At 58.7% G+C, this 17,080-nt stretch carries 5 protein-coding genes and 1 pseudogene; 1 reads left to right on the top strand and 5 read right to left on the bottom strand.

Annotated elements, in window-relative coordinates; translation table 11 throughout:
* Nucleotides 1–23: 23 nt before the first annotated feature.
* On the bottom strand, nucleotides 24–659 hold the full coding sequence (locus ACA053_RS12295) for an NAD(P)H-dependent oxidoreductase (protein WP_198132750.1): 636 nt from the start codon (nucleotides 657–659) through the stop codon (nucleotides 24–26).
* 93 nt (nucleotides 660–752) lie between these two features.
* Here ACA053_RS12295 and ACA053_RS12290 point away from each other — a divergent pair, with 93 nt between their 5' ends.
* Nucleotides 753–1,415, top strand: coding sequence for a TetR/AcrR family transcriptional regulator (locus ACA053_RS12290; protein ID WP_497395685.1), 663 nt, complete (start codon nucleotides 753–755; stop codon nucleotides 1,413–1,415).
* Nucleotides 1,416–1,636: 221 nt separating this feature from the next.
* Here ACA053_RS12290 and ACA053_RS12285 read toward each other — a convergent pair whose 3' ends face one another.
* From ACA053_RS12285 to ACA053_RS12270, 4 genes and pseudogenes are all read right to left on the bottom strand, one after another.
* On the bottom strand, nucleotides 1,637–2,284 hold the full coding sequence (locus ACA053_RS12285) for a hypothetical protein (protein WP_497395683.1): 648 nt from the start codon (nucleotides 2,282–2,284) through the stop codon (nucleotides 1,637–1,639).
* Nucleotides 2,285–2,938: 654 nt separating this feature from the next.
* Nucleotides 2,939–3,183, bottom strand: a pseudogene (locus ACA053_RS12280) (hypothetical protein); the annotation flags it as partial.
* 46 nt (nucleotides 3,184–3,229) lie between these two features.
* Nucleotides 3,230–3,751, bottom strand: coding sequence for a hypothetical protein (locus ACA053_RS12275; protein WP_497395681.1), 522 nt, complete (start codon nucleotides 3,749–3,751; stop codon nucleotides 3,230–3,232).
* The gene (locus tag ACA053_RS12270) at nucleotides 3,748–17,076 is read right to left on the bottom strand and encodes a two-partner secretion domain-containing protein (protein WP_497395679.1); all 13,329 of its coding nucleotides are present in this window, start codon (nucleotides 17,074–17,076) and stop codon (nucleotides 3,748–3,750) included. The genes ACA053_RS12275 and ACA053_RS12270 overlap by 4 nt, the downstream gene beginning before the upstream one ends.
* Between the last annotated feature and the right edge of the window lie 4 nt (nucleotides 17,077–17,080).

Genomic DNA, 17,080 nt, shown 5'->3' with positions numbered 1-17,080 from the left:
AGCAATCGGCCAGAAGCGGGCATTCAAGCCATAGGCAATAAATCTGTCCCGTTATTACTGCATCGCTTCGATACAGTGAAAAGTTCGCGACCGAGAGCTCGTGCAGTGTCCATATGAGCAGTCGAATCCTGCGTTTCCGATTCGAGCAGGAGTTCGGACGTCACGACGCATACGCCGCAATAATCGAAGATCCCATGGTCAATCTGCGTCTTCATGGCGTCGGCATAGCCGTGCCGCTCATAGGTTCCCCCGTCGGCGCCGCCGACACCGACAAGATGAACCCGCAGGTGGCGAAGCTTCTTCACCAGCTTGGCATCCGAACTGAAATCGAACGCCCAGCCATTGGCGAACACGCGATCGATCCATCCCTTGAGAAGCGCTGGCATCGACCACCAGTAGACGGGATAGACCAGCACAAGGGCGTCGGCCCGATCGATCCGCGCCTGCTCAGCGGCAACATCCTCGGGGGGCGGTGCCTCCCTGCGATGGACAGCGAGATCAGCCGCGGTGAACCTCGGATCGAATGCTTGCGCCGAGAGATCCGCGATTTCGAAGGAGTTGCCGGGATCGGCCAGGGATAAGCCTTCGGCGACTTGCGCAGCGAGGCTATGGGTGAGGGACTGGGGATCGTGATGAGCAACAACGATGAGTGCGTGCATGCCGAAAACTCCTGCTAGTGATTGAGGGCGAAAGGGCGAACCTTATATACTCATAGTAAGTTACGTACAGTAAGTTACTTTTGGTATATAGCCATGTCAAGCATCGAGACAAGAGAGCAGGACTCCAGTACAAAGCCGCGTCGGCGCATGTCAAGGGAAGAGAGGCAACGCCAATTGCTGGATGTCGCCTGGCGGCTAGTCCGGGAGGAAGGCACGGAAGCCTTGACGCTTGGACGGCTCGCCGAACAAGCTGGCGTGACAAAACCCGTGGTTTACGATCACTTCAGCACAAGGCCCGGGTTGCTGGCGGCGCTCTATCAGGAGTTCGATGCTCGCCAGACCGCACTCATGGACGCCGCGCTTCAGACGAGCGAACCCACCTTGCTGGAAACTGCGACGGTCATCGCATCGTCTTACGTCGAATGCGTGCTTCTCCAGGGCAACGAGATACCCGGCGTGATCGCGGCGTTGGCCAGTTCACCGGAGCTCGAAAAGATCAAGCGCGAATACGAAGCGATCTTCATGAACAAGTGCCGGATGGCCCTCTCCCCATTTACCAGAGAGGGTGCTATCGCGCCCGCGAGTCTTCGGGCGATGCTCGGTGCGGCCGAGGCCCTGTCCCATGCCGCCGCAACCGGAGAAATCACACCCAAGCAGGCGCAGGACGAACTCTTCGAAACGATCATCGCAATGGTCGACAGAAGCGCGCGCGGTTGCACGCAAAGTGTCGGCGAGGGCGGCGAGCTGAGCGCCTAGTGAACCGGAACGCCAAACAGCAGCTAGCTCACGAATCTATCCGACGTTCGAGAAAAGGGTCGTTGTAAGCTGGTCGCGATAGGCAGAAATCGGCCAGTTCCGGTCCAGCGGGCATCAGAACCGAACGGCTGCTCATCGGTGCATGAAAAGAAGCAAGGACGACGTTGCTGACGCAGCTGCATTCAGGACAAATTGTCGCTAACCACGCGCTCAATTATCACTTAGGGATACTGGGTCAGCGCGAACTGAACGCGAAGGCTCAGCGCAAGTCGCGCCCGCCATTTCCCAACAACCAGATCTGATAAGTCTTTCGGGTTGTCGACACTTGTTCTCGTAATGGCGTGGACCGCGGAGAGCAGGTTATCCGCCAAGTCCTGTTCGGGACTCATTCCGACGGCGCGGACGAGGTTGATTGTGTCTGCCTGTTGCGATGACACGCTTCCAAGCCAGTCCTCCGGCCACTCGAAGCGATGTTTATAAAAGTTTGCAGCTCCGTTTGCGATCGCTACGTAGCTAAGGCCTGACTTCGGATTAAGCTCTGCCTCCAACGACATCACGGCATCCTTGCGTATCGTCTGTCCGTTTAGCTCGTAGATCCGTTTTACGATCGAGACCGTCTCGGTGATGGCCGCCTGAATAAGCACAAACATGGCTCCAAGCAGTACGCCGGCTTTGTCGTACATCAACTCCGCCGGGTGATCCCAGTATTTGCGCCCCGGATGCCCCAGATACCCGAGGCGCTCAGACCAAGCATCAAGTGCTTGTTCAGTTAACTCCGCGTGCGATCTGATTACGCTAGAAAGGGGAAACTGGTCGAGTAAGTCTTCTAGCCCCTGCACCAATCTCAATGTCTGTGTATGCGCGTCCAAGATGTCCTCCTATGTGGACGACTACCATAACACCAGTAGACTCCGATAAGCCTCGCAGGGCACGTGCTGCGGGAGTATGGCCGATTCATACTCGTTGAGATCTTTCTCGGGAAGCGTGTTTCGAAACGAACTCAAGCCCCTCTTCTGAGTGTCTATATCGTGCTTTTCCGGTTCAATGCGGCACTTGGCCCAGCCGAGGTTTGACGTGTCTCGTCCAGGCCGGGAGCAATTTGCATTAATTACTGAAATCTTACATTGATCGTTAGACTTCACACGTCTGGCGTCCAGCCCTTCCCGGCGGCCTGTGCCAATAAGCTATGCCTCCGCCGAGGGCGTCAGGTGCGGGTGTATACTCGCTTTCTGACCAATTAGGCTTCACGCCCTAGTACAGGCCCTCAATGACCAAGAACACCCAGACGGATGCTCCAGAGCTGCCAATTTCCGAGCCCTGCAGGAGCGCATGTTCCGATTTGCGTAATTGCATGGACTTGCACACCCAGTTGCATCGCAACTGAACACCAAATTGCATTCGACTTGCACTCCCATTTGCATTCCCACTGCACAGCAGTTGCACCACTTGCACACGTTGGGTGTCCCAGCGAGCTGACGAAAATCATCGAGCTACTCGAAGCGCATCGTGCCGAGTTAGTCGGTGTCGTGGCTCAGCGCCGCGACTTGCTGCGAGGTAAGGCTGACACCCATCGACAGATTGAGGGCCTCCTTGCTGGCGATGGCGTTGTTCATCAGGTACTTGAACAGGCCTTCGTCGGTGGTCTGACCGTCGATGTAGCGCTGGCCGGTGCGGGCGACGACCGCTGCTGGATCAGGCGTTGTTCATACAAACCATCGCCGAGGCGTTTGAGGTCGGGGTCGGGGTCGTAGCCGAGGTTGGCCAGCAATCCCGTTCGTTCACCAATAGCTGCAACTGGACAAATACCGAGCCTTTTACCACCTGACCCACTGGCCGGTGGAAATAAGCTCGGGCTTATTCGGATCTATGGCATATACCCATTCGGGCGGAGCATCTGGATGGGTGGCGATTACAACGCCGAGATGATCTTTGTATGAACGGGGCATGGCCCCGCCGTGGAATGCCTCAATGCGTCCCCCTTTCCAATCGAGCTTCAACTGAAACCGCAGACTGCCATCAGCATTGAAAATAGCGGCGTTGTTGGGTTGCGGAAAATGGTCTGTTCCGTCTTCTTTGACGTATTGCCCCGGCTCGAAGATAGCTACAACACCGGTTCGGTCGGGGAGCATGTAGGCAACTCCAATAAACGGCAGTACAGACCGCTCCTCGTTTTCCAGCAGCAAGTAGGCGGATATTTTTCTTGCAGGGTCTGGGAGACTCTCTACTTTCTCAAATAAGGTCATTGCATCCAGAGGGCTGCCGTCGTAAATCATTTCCGCAATGGAACCATCTGCGCCTTGCCAGACACCGATGACCTGCTTAACCAAACTCGTCATGGTAGTTTCCTAATTTTGGCTGGATCAATGCTGAACATATCCGGAGCCATATAGGGAGACTTATCCATGAACTGGACCTGATGGCCACCCCCCGGCAAATGAGTATTCATATTTTTATCGTACATCGGCCCCACCGTTCCTTCACGCACCCCAATACCTGGCTTTGTGGTGAACTCGACAACATACATCGGATTACCACCTTGCCCCTTCCATTCGCTGCTGATTGCCAGATTATTGCGCACATCTGCGGTGCTTTGTATTGGATCCGTTGTCGCCCAACCGCCTAATTTTTTGGCTGCTGTAACAGTATCACCGCTCTTAAGAGCCTCTTTAATTTCCATATATTTATCTGCGTCAACCACCATCCGATAGGTCTCGGGCTTTGTGGTCACGCGGTCTGTCACAGTTGTGCCTTCTTTCCAGGCAGGGCGCTGTGTTCCCCAATACAGAGTCTTACCCCCAAGCTCCTGTTCTGCCAAGAGTTTTTCATTAGCGGTCTTGGTATCATCAACGCGCGGAAGGCCATCACGGTCGGTAACCTGCCCCGCATTGATATTTTCCGCACGATGCTCCTTCCCTGGCGCAAAGTCACGCTGTGCCGCTTGCCCAAACCCTTCCGCGTCACGACCAAAGTTCAGCTCTATTCTGCGCGCATCCAGCGCTTTCTTCTCCGCCTCGATTGCAAGTCTTGCTGCGCTGCCTACTCCTCCTGCCTGGAAGGCCTTCAACAACGCAAGCCCACCCAGTTCACTAACCGGCAGCCCCAGCAGCATCAAGCGCTGGCTGGTTGCATAATCGGATTCAGCAATATATCCCGCTTCTGTGGCTCGGCTTTGTATATGAAGGAGCTTCTGGTAATAGTCAGCCATACGGGTGGAGTCGAGTGGGCCGACCTCATCGCTCACAATAGATTTGCCTACCGCAAACGGCGACTGAACGAGCCCCGCAATGATCGCGCCGATATCGCCTGCTACCCCAAGCAGGGCTCCACCCGCTCCCTCATAGTTTCTGTTAGCGTCCGCTAGGCCAAACTCTTGACCCGCCCGATATCGATCGCGCCACGTGTTCTGGCCTTCTTGGACAAAGTTATCCGACAGGTACTTTTCGACGCTGGAACCCTTTCCACCATAGGCATCAAAAAGCACTTTCAGGTTTATGGTTTCATTTCGGTACTCTTCAGGCATTGTCACAAAATACAGATGCATACGGCCATCTACGTCTTGATAAGCCAAGCCAGATTTCGCTGCCTCCTCGCGTATGAAGGTCTGAGTAATCAGATCGGCACCATTGAGATCAGTCCAGTGAGCGTCAGCAAGTGCGGCACCACCTTGACTCAGCACTTTAGTGGCTTGCTCGGGGTTCAGGTCCTCTCCGGTTTTTTCTTTTACTTGCTTTATGAAGCGCGCAATGCGGTCTTTGTCTTGAAGGAACTTGACTTCATCCGGATGCAACTGCCGATTATAAACCTCAACCCCAGCCCCCGCTCGTCCTCCCGCAACCCCGGAGAGCAACCCGCCCCCAGAACCCGCCGCCCCGCCTAGACTGGTCGCAATTAATGCCGCCCAAGCATTTTGGCCATCGCTGATCACGCCGTTGTTTTCCAACGCCTTGGCGATTGCCGGCATCAGAGCGGCGGAGGCGGCGGCCCCCATGGCGCTACCTTGCGCATTGCCGCCTGCCAACCCTTGAGCTGCGCCTGCCAGTGTGTGCAGCAAAATGCGTGCGGCCCCGCCTTCAGCCCAAGCGGCCTTCGTCGCACTGTTCTTGGACTCGATGTATTGCTTATTGGCGTAGTCACCTATTTTCTTATAGGTATCTGCGGCGGTGGTGTTGGCGACGATGCCGATGCCTGTTGCGCCACCAGCGCCACCCAGACCCGCGGCGATCAAACCAGTGGCGATATCCGCCATGATTCGTTTGTCGCCGCCATAATCCCAGCGTGCGGCCTCTGTAATAGCCGCTTTTGCCGCCTGTTTCTGCTCGGGTGTTTTTGCATCGTGGTTCAGCTTCGCCGCGTCTTTCTGCTTGGCTGCCACAACGGCATCGAGGGTCCCTTTGGCCAAATCCACGACACCCTGAATCAGGTCCATGCGCTCTTGCATGGCTTTTTCATCAGGGCGATCGAGCTTCTGATTGGCATTAGCCGTATCACGGTTGAGACCGACGAGGTCGTTGGCACCTGCGGGGTTGCGAACGGTGATGGCGCCTTCGCTGACCGCGCTGCGGGTGCTGCTGTGATCGGAGTCCTTGAGCATCAGCGGGACGCTGCCGCCTATGCCAGGCTTACCCCCACCGTCCCAACCGCCGGTGTATGAAACGCTCACGCCAGCTGCCTGGCTTTTGATTTCGCTGCTGTTTTTGATATCGCTGACGATCAACCGGTCGGTGCTGAGCTGGTTCTTGTCAGCCGTCGCATCGCTCGCGATGACCGCACCCTGCAGAACAGTCGTAGCCCCCACGTTGATGTTGTAACCGCCATTGCCGGCAAACAGACCGGTTTGCTCGATGACCGCCTTGTAAGCGCTGTCCATTTTGCTGGCGGCGATACTGGCCGAGCCGGTGACGGGTGCGCCGTAGCAGATCGGCGGAATGCAGATGCTGCCGCCGAATCCACCGCTCTTCTGGCTGTTGACCTGGTTCGCTTCGTCCTGTCGGGAGCTGATGTTCAAATTGCCGCCGATATCGGCATCAATGCGCTCGGCCCGCACCTGGGCGCCGGCCAGGGTGGTGTCCTGGCCGCTCTTGAGGACCAGCCTGCCGGTGTCGACGGTGCTGTTGACCTGGGTCAGCTCGCTTCCGGTACCCATGCCTTTGGCGGTTTGCGCGCCAAGGTCGAGGGTGAAACCGTTCTGCGCGCCAATATTGAAGCTGGCACCAATGCTGGTTTTGTTATGGCTGTCCTGGTTATCCCATTCCTTGCGGTTCTGGGCGCTTTCCAGGGTGATGTTGTTTTTCGCGACCAGCAGCGTGTCCTCAGCTTTCAGGGTGCTGCCGATGACATGGATATCACCAGCCGAACCCGCCGCTTTGCCGGTCGCAATAATGGCGAGCCCCGCGCCACTGGTAAGGCTCGATTGCTTCGCCGTCTCGCTGCTGTATTCGCTGGTGCTTTTGTTATGGGTGGAACCAAGTTCAGTGCCGATTTTAATCAGCGAACCGCTGCTGTTGGCTGGCTTTCCTTCCTTGCTGTTGTCTGAAGCGTCTTGCCCCATCGTGTACAGGTTGTAAGCAGCCAGCACCGCTTGTGCGGTTTTTACCGCCTTCAACCGGTCATCGTCGGCGTTTTGTGCTGCACGGACGTTATCGCGGATGCTTTTCGCCGTGTCGATGACCATGCCGCCGACCACTCGACCAACCGCCAGACTGTTGGACTTGTCGGTACTGCTTTGCTTGGCCGTTTCAGTACCCGCCGTGATGATCACGTCGGAACCGCTCAGGGTCATGTCCTTGGTACTGATCAAATCACTGGCGACCACCTTGAGCTCACGCCCGGCGATCAATTGGACGTCGCCTTCACTGGAACCGATGGTGCTACCCGTCAGCGTGGTTTCCTGTGCTTTGCCGTTATGTTTTTGGGCTCCGATCGATAGATGCTGATTACCCGTGATGTCATCCAGACCACCATTGTTGCCGGTCAACATTCCGCTTAGATCGCGGTTTTTTTCCTTATGCAGTTCGTTGCGGGTGAAGGTGTTTTCAGCTGCATCAATGGTCAAGTCTCGACCAGCCTGCACCTTCAAGTCGGCGGTACTGACCAGTGACGAGCCTTTAACTGCGACATCACGCCCTGCCGCCACCCTGACAGTGTCACCCGACACCATACTGCCGACCGCTTCAGTACGCGTCTCGCTGAGCTGATCCTTGACCTTGCTCGACTTCAAACCGCCCCAGCTACTTTTGCTGGAGCTGCTTTCATGGCGGGCGCTGCTTGAATCAGTGACTGCAACGATCTGCATGTCATTGCCGGCCACCAGCTGCACACCGCCTTTATCGGCCGCGATTTCGCTGCCTTTTATCAGCATGTCATTGCCGGCCAGCAGCGTACTGTTGCCGCCGGAGGTCACTGCGCTGGCGATGTTGGTAGTGCTGGCCACCTCGTCGAGTCGACTCTTCTTGCCCGAGGAGCTTTTCTTGGTTTTGCTGTAAAAGCTGTAATCACTGTCTTCTGCACTCTGGAGCGTCAGGTTATTGGCCGCAAACAAATAGGCTTCATCCCCCGCGCTCACTCGGCTGGCAATCAGGTCCAGATCCTTGCCCGCACTGAGGGTGATGTTGCCCCCTGCATTGACGGTCGTAGACACCTGACTGACGTGATCTTCCTGACTGACAAACTTCTTGTTCGCGCCATAGGCATGCTGTTCATCCGCCGCAGAAGCCAGTGTCAAATCACCGACCGCACTCATGGTCACATCGCGCTTGGCGTCGATCTGGCTGGCGATAACGGTAAGGTCGCGCCCGGCATTGACCTTCAGGCTCTGCCCCACATCCATTTCTGAGCCGTATTGGGTCACGGTTTCATTGCGATGCAGTCCCCGCTCGCTGCTGACAACCTGTTCAGCGGAGACAAGGTTGACGTCACGACCGGCGTTGATCGTGGTATCGGCGCCGCTTTTCAGTACGCCCCCGGTGTTGTTGATATCGCGGCCGGCATTGAGGGTCAGGGCATTGGCGGCTTCAATACGGGCGGCACTGTTGACGAAATCCTTGCGCTCGTTGATGGCGCCGGTACCACTTTCATGGGTGGTGACGCTGCGTTCGTTGATGACATCGCCGCGGGTGGCGGTGAGGGTGACGTCACGGCCTGCGATGATGCCGCCGGCCTTGTTGACGAGGTTGTTCCCCGCCAGCAGGTCGAGGCGATTGCCGGCCTCCACCAGTCCGCTAGTGACCAGGTCGTTGCCCGCGGTGGCGGACAGGTTGTTCGAGGCGCGCAATGTCCCCGCGTTGTTCAAGTCCTGACCGGCGATCAGGGTCACGTCGCGGCCCTGGATCAGGGCACCGTTGGCGGCGAGGCGGTTGTTGGCGTTGGCCAGGTAAAGCACCGGCACCAGTACTTGCTCGCCGTTCACCACGGCGTTTTCCATCCAGACAATATCGTGGGTCAGGGCCGCGACTTGCTCAGAAGTCAGGGAGACGCCCAACGCAAGGTTGAGCTCGTTTTTGCTGGCGATGGCGTTGTTCATCAGGTACTTGAACAGCGCCTCATCGGAGGTCTGACCATCGATAAAACGCTGACCGGTACGCGCCACGACCGCTTGCTGGATCAGGCGCTGTTCATAGAGGCCGTCACCCAGTCGCTTGGCGCTGTTGTCCGGGTCGTAACCGAGGTTGGACAGCAGGTAATCCGAGCTCATGAATTGCTTGAGGTCGGTGAGTACCGGGTTGGTTTCGATCAAGTATTTGTGTGGCTTGGACTGGCTGCCGGCCGGCAAACCTTGCACGCGATTGACCGTCAATGCCGTGGCACGTCCCGGAAGTGCGGCACTGGTCGAGTCGGCAAGCGGTGCGCTGACATCGATCGCGCTGGCCCCTGCAAACATATTGGGCGCTTGACGATCAACCGTGGTCAGGTCTGCGGTGGTCGCTGAAACCTGAGCGTTGCCGGCCAGTTGAATGTCCCGAGGCTTGGCATCAGGTAATGGTTGCTGACGCTGGATCGGGCTGACGGTGGCACCGCCCATCGTCCAGCTCTGCGGACCGCTGGCCACCGGAGTGCTGCTGTCTTGCCCGCTCAAGCGGAACAAGCCGTTCTGGCCCGTGGGCAGGCTGAAACCGGGAAGCGCCAACGGGTTGACTTGTTGCTGCGCCAGGTTGGGCGGGAGTTGCGCGTTGATGTAGATCGGCGTCGAGTAAGCGCTGCCTGCTCCGGTGTCAGCTTTGCTACGACCCGCCGCGACATAGGCGTAGTACGGACGCACCACGCTGTTATTGATGTTCTGTGCAGCGTTTAGGGATACGTTTCCGCCGGCCTGGATAATTGCATCCAGAGACTCACCATTAATGACGCGACTGTTGGCGGGCAGTGTTTCTCCCATCCATTTCAGAAAATTACTCATGTCCTGTTCGACCGTGGCCGAAGGCGTCGGGTTGTTTCGTTGGGTGAAGATGCCAGCCATGCTGATGGCCGAGGCTGTTTCATTGACCCAGCTCACGTACCTTCGAGTGGACAGGATTTCCTGCTCTTGCAGACCTTTGTTGTTGATCGTCGAAGCCGTGATCGCCAAATCACCAGAGGCCGTCACGTTGCTGCTGATGTTGTTCACTTCTCCTGCGTTAATTGTCAGGTCCGCGCCGCTGTTGATCGAGGCAGCTTCAGAATGAAGCGTGACCTTCAAACGATCGGTTTCAGCGATCTCCCACAAACCGTTTCTTCGACCACCGCTACGGTAGTCACACCCAGGCCCCGCGATCATTGCACACGGCAATTCAGTGATGGTCGCAACACTTTTCTCATGTTCCGTGTACTGCAAGACATCCATGACGTTGTTAACCGTCGTGGCTGCAATCGTCAGATCGCCCGTGCTATCAATCCCTGCGGACCTGTTGTCCAGCAGATCAGCCTTGGTCCCGTTTTTGTCCCGTGCAATCAGCGTACTGCCCAGGCTGTACACCTGCCCGTAGCTGTTAGTGAAGCTGGGGCTCAGGAGCTGCATGTCGCCGCCGCTGAAGATCAGCCCACGATTGTTGACCAACGTCCCCGTAGTGACCGTCAGCTTTTGAGCACCAGCCAGCGTTCCGAAGTTATTGATCCCGCCTGAGTTGACCGTCAGGTGCGCTGCAGATGTCAATCGACCGGCATTGTCCAGTTGGCCGCTGACATTGAGCGTTGTGTTACCACCACCGGCAATGCTCGACGTGGCGACATTGAGGCTCACTTGCGCGGCGCTCAGGCCGAGGGTCCCAAGGCTGCTGAGACGCCCGCCGCCCCAGTAAGCACCGCTCAGCCCCACGCTCAGGCTGCCATCACTGGCAATCAGGCCTTCGTTGAACCAATTGATGCCGGTCCCGACGAGGCTGTCGGAAGCCAGCAACTGGCCGCTTGCGGTCTGGGTGAAGTTGTTGACGTTGACGGTCAGGCGCCCGGCCTGGATGACGTTGCTGTTGCTCCAAGTATCGGCGTTAAGCGTCAAACCGCCGCGAGTAACGATGGTGCCGCCGGCACCAGTAACGTTCGCAGTGGAGATGTCGAAGGTGCCGTTGCCCACGTGCAGCAGGCTGCCGCCGCCGTTGAGGAAACTGCCCACCGCCATGCCCAGGTCGGTGTTGGCGCTTTCCAGCGTACCGTTGCGGTTATCGAAGAGGCCGCCAATCTGGAAGCTGGTTTTACCGCTGGTGCCCAGGGCGCGCAGTTGACCGGTCTGGTTGTCGAGGCTGGCAGCCTTGATCGCCAGGGTGCTGTCGCTCTCGACGATGCCCAGGCGATTGTTCAGCGCGCCGGTGAGGTTAAGGTCGATTTGTTGACCGGCGACTCGCCCACCGTTGTCGCCGCTGTTGTCAAAATTGTTGCCGGTGACATTGATCTTGCCTTTGGCGTACAGACCGCCGTTGCGGTTGTCGAAGTTGCCGGTGGCGATGATTGCGTCACCGCTTTGCGCAGAAAGGCGTCCGCCATAGTTGTCGATCCCGCCCAGGGCGGTCAGGTTCAGACGTTGCGCCTGGGTGATGCCGCCCTGACGATTATTGTTCAGGTCATAGCCGTTTTTCAGCACGCCAGTCAGTTGGGCGGTGAACGCGGCTTGCAGGCTGGAGAGCACGCCGCCCCGGTTGTCGAGATTGCCGGCAGTGATGCTCAGGTCTCCGGCCTTGGCGACGATCCGGCCGCTTTGGTTGTCGATATCGCTGCCTATAGTAAGGCTCAGCGCGCTGCCACTTTGCAGCGTGCCCTTGGCGTTGGCGAGGCTGGCGGCCTGGATTTTCAGGTCGCCATTCTGGCTGTAGATCAGGCCGTCGGCGCTGTTCTGAACGGCACCCGGTGTGGTGATGGTCAACAGGTCGTTGGCCGCGACGGTGCCGCGATTGCGGTTGTCCAGGCCATCGGTGAGCAGCGTCATCAAGCCTTGGCTGGCGAGTTGGCCGCCCTGATTATTGATCTGGGTGGTGCGTTGGATCAGCAGCGAGCCGCCGCTGGCCAGTTTGCCATTGGTGTTGGTCAGGGCACCGAGCAGATCCACGGTGACCGCGGCGTTGCCGGCCAGATTGCCTCCGGTGTTATCCAGCGTGGTGCCGGTGAAACTCAGGGCCTGCTCTGCGTTGACGGTGCCGCTGGCGTTGCCCAGGGTCATGGCTTGCACGGCCAGGGTTGCGCCACTGGAAATCAGACCGCCTTGGGCGTTGTTCAACAGACCACTGAGGGTCAGGGTCTGGGCACCGGCGCTGGAAAGGATACCCGTGCTGCTGTTGTCCAGGTTCGCCGCGTTGACGCTCAGGTTCCCCAGGCTGACCAACGCACCGTTTGCGCTGTTGAGCAGGTCACCGCTGACCGTGACGGCCATGTCACCGGGAACGTTTACGCTGTTGTCGACATGACCACTCGACAGCGTGCCTTTGTTGCGGTTGTCCAGGCTGTTGCTGGTCAGGCTCAAGCCCTTCCAGCCGGAGATCAGCCCGCCCTGGTTGTTCACGGTATCAGCGTTTACCGTCAGCAGGTTTTTGCTGATCAGTCGGCCGCTGCGGTTATCCAGCGCATGGGTTTTCAGGTCGATACTCTGGCTGCTGGAAATTTCGCCGCTGCGGTTATTCAGGTCACGCAGGTGCTGGATGCTCAGGGCACCGGTCGTGGTGATCATCCCGCCACCGCTGTTGTTCAGGTCACCGGTGGCTGCGCCGAAATCGATGGCGATCGCACTGCCCAGCAGCGAGCCGTTCTGGTTGTCGATACCGCTGCTGTTGATGGTCAGACCGGTGGTGCCGTTGATCAGCCCCAGGTCCCGGTTTTTCAATTGTCCGTCGAGGTTCAGGTCGAGACTGGCAAGACTGGTCAAGGTGCCGCCGCTGTTGTCCAGGCTGGCCGCTTTGACGTCGAGCGCCGCGGCGGCAATCATGCCTTTGATGCTGGTCAGCGCCTGCTCGATGCGCAGGGTCAGGCTTTGATTGCTCAGCACCTTGCCGGTGCTGTTGTCCAGGCTGCGCGCCGCCAGTGTGAAGGCCTGGGCGCTGGAGATTTCACCGTTGCCGGTGTTGTTGACGTCTGCCAGGTTCTTGAGCACCAGCAAGGGTGCGCTGATCAACCCGTTTTGATTGTTCAACTGGCCATGGTTCAAATCCAGTTCCAGGGACGTGTTGCTGAACAGCTGCCCGCCTTGTTGATCCAGGCCCGTGACGCTGGCGGTCAGCGCACCGACACTGGCGATACGGCCTTTGTCCTGGTTGGTCAGTTGGGTGGCCGTCAGGCTCAGGCTGGCGCCGCTGTTCAGGCGTCCGTCGTGGCTGTTGTCGAGCGACCCAGTGTTGACGACGACGGCACCTTTGCCGCTGATGCTGCCCTTGTTGCGGTTATCGAGGCTGGCGCTTTTAAGCGTGAGGCCGGCGTCCGTCACAATCTCGCCGCCCTGGTTGAGTACCACGCCTGTGGTAGTCAGGGTCAACGGCCCGGCAGCGGACAGGGTGCCGAGGGTATTGGTCAGACTGGCGGCCGTGACACCCAACGTGCCTTCGGCGCTCAGCACGCCCTGACTGTTGTTCAGATCAGCCGTGAGATCGACCTTCAGGTTTTTCTGGCTCAACAGAGTGCCGCCGCTGTTGTCCAGTTCGCGGCCGCTCAACATCAGGTCAGTCTTGCCGGACAGCAAGCCTTTGGCGCGGTTGATCACCTGATCCACCGTCAAGGACAACGCACCTTCGGCGAACACCTGGCCGCCATCGCTGTTGTTCAGCGTGGTGCCAACCAACGTTACGTCCGACTTGCTCGACAACTCGCCACCTCGGTTGTCGACGGATCCGATGGTCAGCTGCAGCGCATTGTTCGCGCCGACGAGACCGCCATCGCGGTTGTCGAGGTGAGTGCCCGTCAGCGTCAAGGCACCGGTTGCGACCAGTTGGCCGCCGTGGTTGTCGAGCGTCGCGACGTTGGCCGTGACATCGGTTTTACCGGCGATCTGGCCACCGGTGTTGTCGAGGTTGTCGGCGCTGAGGTGCACATCACCGTCGGCGATCAGTGTGCCGTCCTGGTTGACGAGCTGACCCTCAACCGTCAGCCCGAGCGTGCCGCGACTGCTGATCAGCCCGCCGCTGTTGTCCAGGCGCGCGCTGTGCACATCCACAGTCTGGGCAGCGATCAGGCCTTTGATGCTGGCAAGCAGTTGTTCGATGCGCAGGGTCAGGCCCTGGTTGCTGATCAACCTGCCGTTGCTGTTGTCCAGGCTGCGGGCGGCCAGTGTGAAGGCCTGGGCGCTGGAGATTTCACCGCCTTGGTTGTTGACGTCATTGAGGTTCTTCAACATCAGCAACGGTGCGTTGATCAGGCCATTCTGGTTGTTCAGTTGCCCGTTATTCACATCCAGGCTCAGAGAGGTTTTGCTGAAAAGCTGACCGCCCTGTTGATCGAAACCGATAACACTGGCGGTCAACGCCTTTTCGCTGGCGATCCGGCTGCCCACGCCATTGCTGACTTGAGTCGCGGTCAGGTCGAGGGTGTCGCCGCTTATCAAGCGACCGCCCTGGGTGTTATCGAACGCGCCGGTGGTGACGGTGATCGCGTTTTTGCCACTGAGCAGACCGCTCTGGCTGTTGTTCAGGTTTTGGCTCTTGAGCGTCAGACCGTTGTTGGTGGTGACGGAACCACCCTGGTTGATCAAGGCGCCAGTCGTGGTCACCGCCAACGCGCCAGCGCTCGACAGGCTACCGCGCGTGTTGTCGAGACTGGCGGCATTAACCGTCAGCGTGCCTTCGCTGCTGATCAGCCCATCGATATTGCTCAAGGCATTGTCGAGTCGAATATCCAGATCTGACTGAGTGACCAGGCTGCCACCGCTGTTGTCCAGACTCTGGCCCGCCACCGTAGTGATGCCTTTGGCGAACAACAGCCCTTTGTTCTGATTGATGATCTGCGCCACCTTCAGGCCCAGATCGGTGCCGGCCAGAATCTTGCCGTTGTCGCTGTTGTTCAGGTGCAGGCCTTGCAGACTCACATCAACGGCACTGGAGATTTCACCACCACGGTTGTCCATCTCATCAACGTTGAGTTTCAGCGCTTTTGTCGCGCCCACCAATCCGCCGTTGCGGTTATCGAGGCCCTTGCCGCTGAGCGTCAGCATCCCTTGGGCAACCAGTTCACCGGTCTGGTTGGTGAACTGCCCAACGTTCGCCATCAGATCGGTTTTGCTGGAGAGGCGGCCGCTGCTGTTGTCGACGCTGGCTGCGTCCAGACGCACCGGACCTGCCGCACTGAGCAAGCCACCACGGTTGTCCAGATGAGTGCCGCTGAAGTTGATAGTCGCCTGACTGTTGAGCAGACCTTGCAGGCGGTTATCCAGTTGCCCGACGTTCAGCTGCAGGTCGTTGCCGGCGCGCACTTTGCCGGTGCGGTTGTCCAGCGAATCGCTGCGCAGGGTCAGACGGTCCTTGCCGGTCAGGTTGCCATTACGGTTGTCGAGGCTGCCGGTCTGCAGATCGACCACACCTTTGGCGCTCAGGTCACCGTTCTGGTTATCGAACAAACCCGTGATGCGCGCGGTCAGGCTGCCATCGCTGACCAGGCTGCCGCCATGACTGTTGTCCAGGCTGGCCGCGTAGATACTCACGTTCTGCCCCGAACCCAGGACACCATTCTGGTTATTCAGAGCACCGATCAGGCCGATGTTCAGCGCAACGTCACCCGTCACCTGACCGTCACTGTTGTCCAGGGTTGTCGCGGAAACGCTGGTATTGCCCGCGCTTGAGACTTCGCCATTGTTGTTGTTCAAGTGCCCGAGGGTGGCGGTGAGGTTGCCGTTGCTGGTGATCACACCCTGGGTGTTGAGAACCTGAGTAGCGCTCAAAGACACTGCGCCGCTGCCCTGTACCCGGCCATTGTTCTGGTTGTCCAGAGTCCCGGCGTTGATGTTGGTGGCGTGTTGAGCGCTAAGCGTGCCGCCCTGGTTACTTAATGTCTGTGCGGTATTGATCGACAGGTTGCGGCTGGCAACCACGCTTTTCCCACTGTTGTTAAGGTTCTGCGCCACCAGGCTGACATCGCCGTTGGTGTTGCGACTGTCATCGGCATTGACCCCGGCCTCGATGATGCCGTTGTTGGTCAACTGCCCGCCTGCACTCAGCGCGATACCGTCCCGGGCGGCGAGGGTTTGCTGGTTGGTCAGGTTGCCTTGGGTTTGCACATTGACGGAGCTGCCGGCATAGACCGGACCCTGGGCGTCGAGGCTGGCGGCTTTGACGTTCACCGCGCCGGCGGCAGAGGTCTGCGCCAGGCTCAGATGGCCATTGGCGTCGATCTGGATATCACCGCCACTGGCCGCCAGGTTGCCGGCCAGTTTCACCCCGACCCCGGCTTCGGTACCGACCAGTTTGATCGCCCCGGCGTACATCCCGCCCAGTGCCGACGAGTCGATGGCCAGTTGCGGTTTCGCGCTGCCGTCATCGGCGCGAGCGATGGCGTTGAGCGTCTGTGCATTGACGTCGTTGCGACCGGCCACAATCGTCAGGTTTTTCGCCTGAATCTCGGCATTGATCTTCGCGCTGCGGGTGATGATTTCGAAGCTGTCGACGTTGTTGGCATTCAGCCCGGCGCCGTCGATGGAAACGCTGCCCTGATCGACCTGAAAGCGATCCAGACGACCGTTGTCCAGCACCGGTTTGCCGGTGGTCAACGTCACACGCGGCGTATTGATAAACCCACAGCCGTTGCAGCTGATGCCGTACGGGTTGGCGACGATCACCCGCGCCGACTGCCCCGCCACTTCCGTATAACCGCGCAACTGGCTCGGGCTGCCGCCAACCACTTCGTTGAGGATGGTTTGCGCCGCGACGCGGTTGGTGAGGTTGGGGTTGCCGACGATGATGCCGCCCAATTGCGTCGCGCCGGTCTGGTTGGCGACGTTGTTGAGGATGACGCCTTGGGTGCCGACGTTGTAATCGTGAAACTGGTTATGCGACAGGCCGGTGCCATTGGGCGTGGCAATATTGACGATCGGCACACCGTTGCCCGCCTGACCGAGACTGGTGCCCGGCGAGGCCACGACGATCCCTTCCGCCTGCGCCCACATCGGTTGCCAGAACATTACGTTGGCCAACAGGAACGCCACTCCCCGCTTGGGCATGCCCCAGAAGTGCTCGCGGGTTTTCACGGCGGCAGAAGGTTGGCGAGCGAGAAAGGCGTACTGGCGAACGTCCATGTGG

This window comes from Pseudomonas sp. LBUM1672 (assembly GCF_059695655.1).
This window is presented reverse-complemented; position numbering and strand designations above follow the sequence as displayed.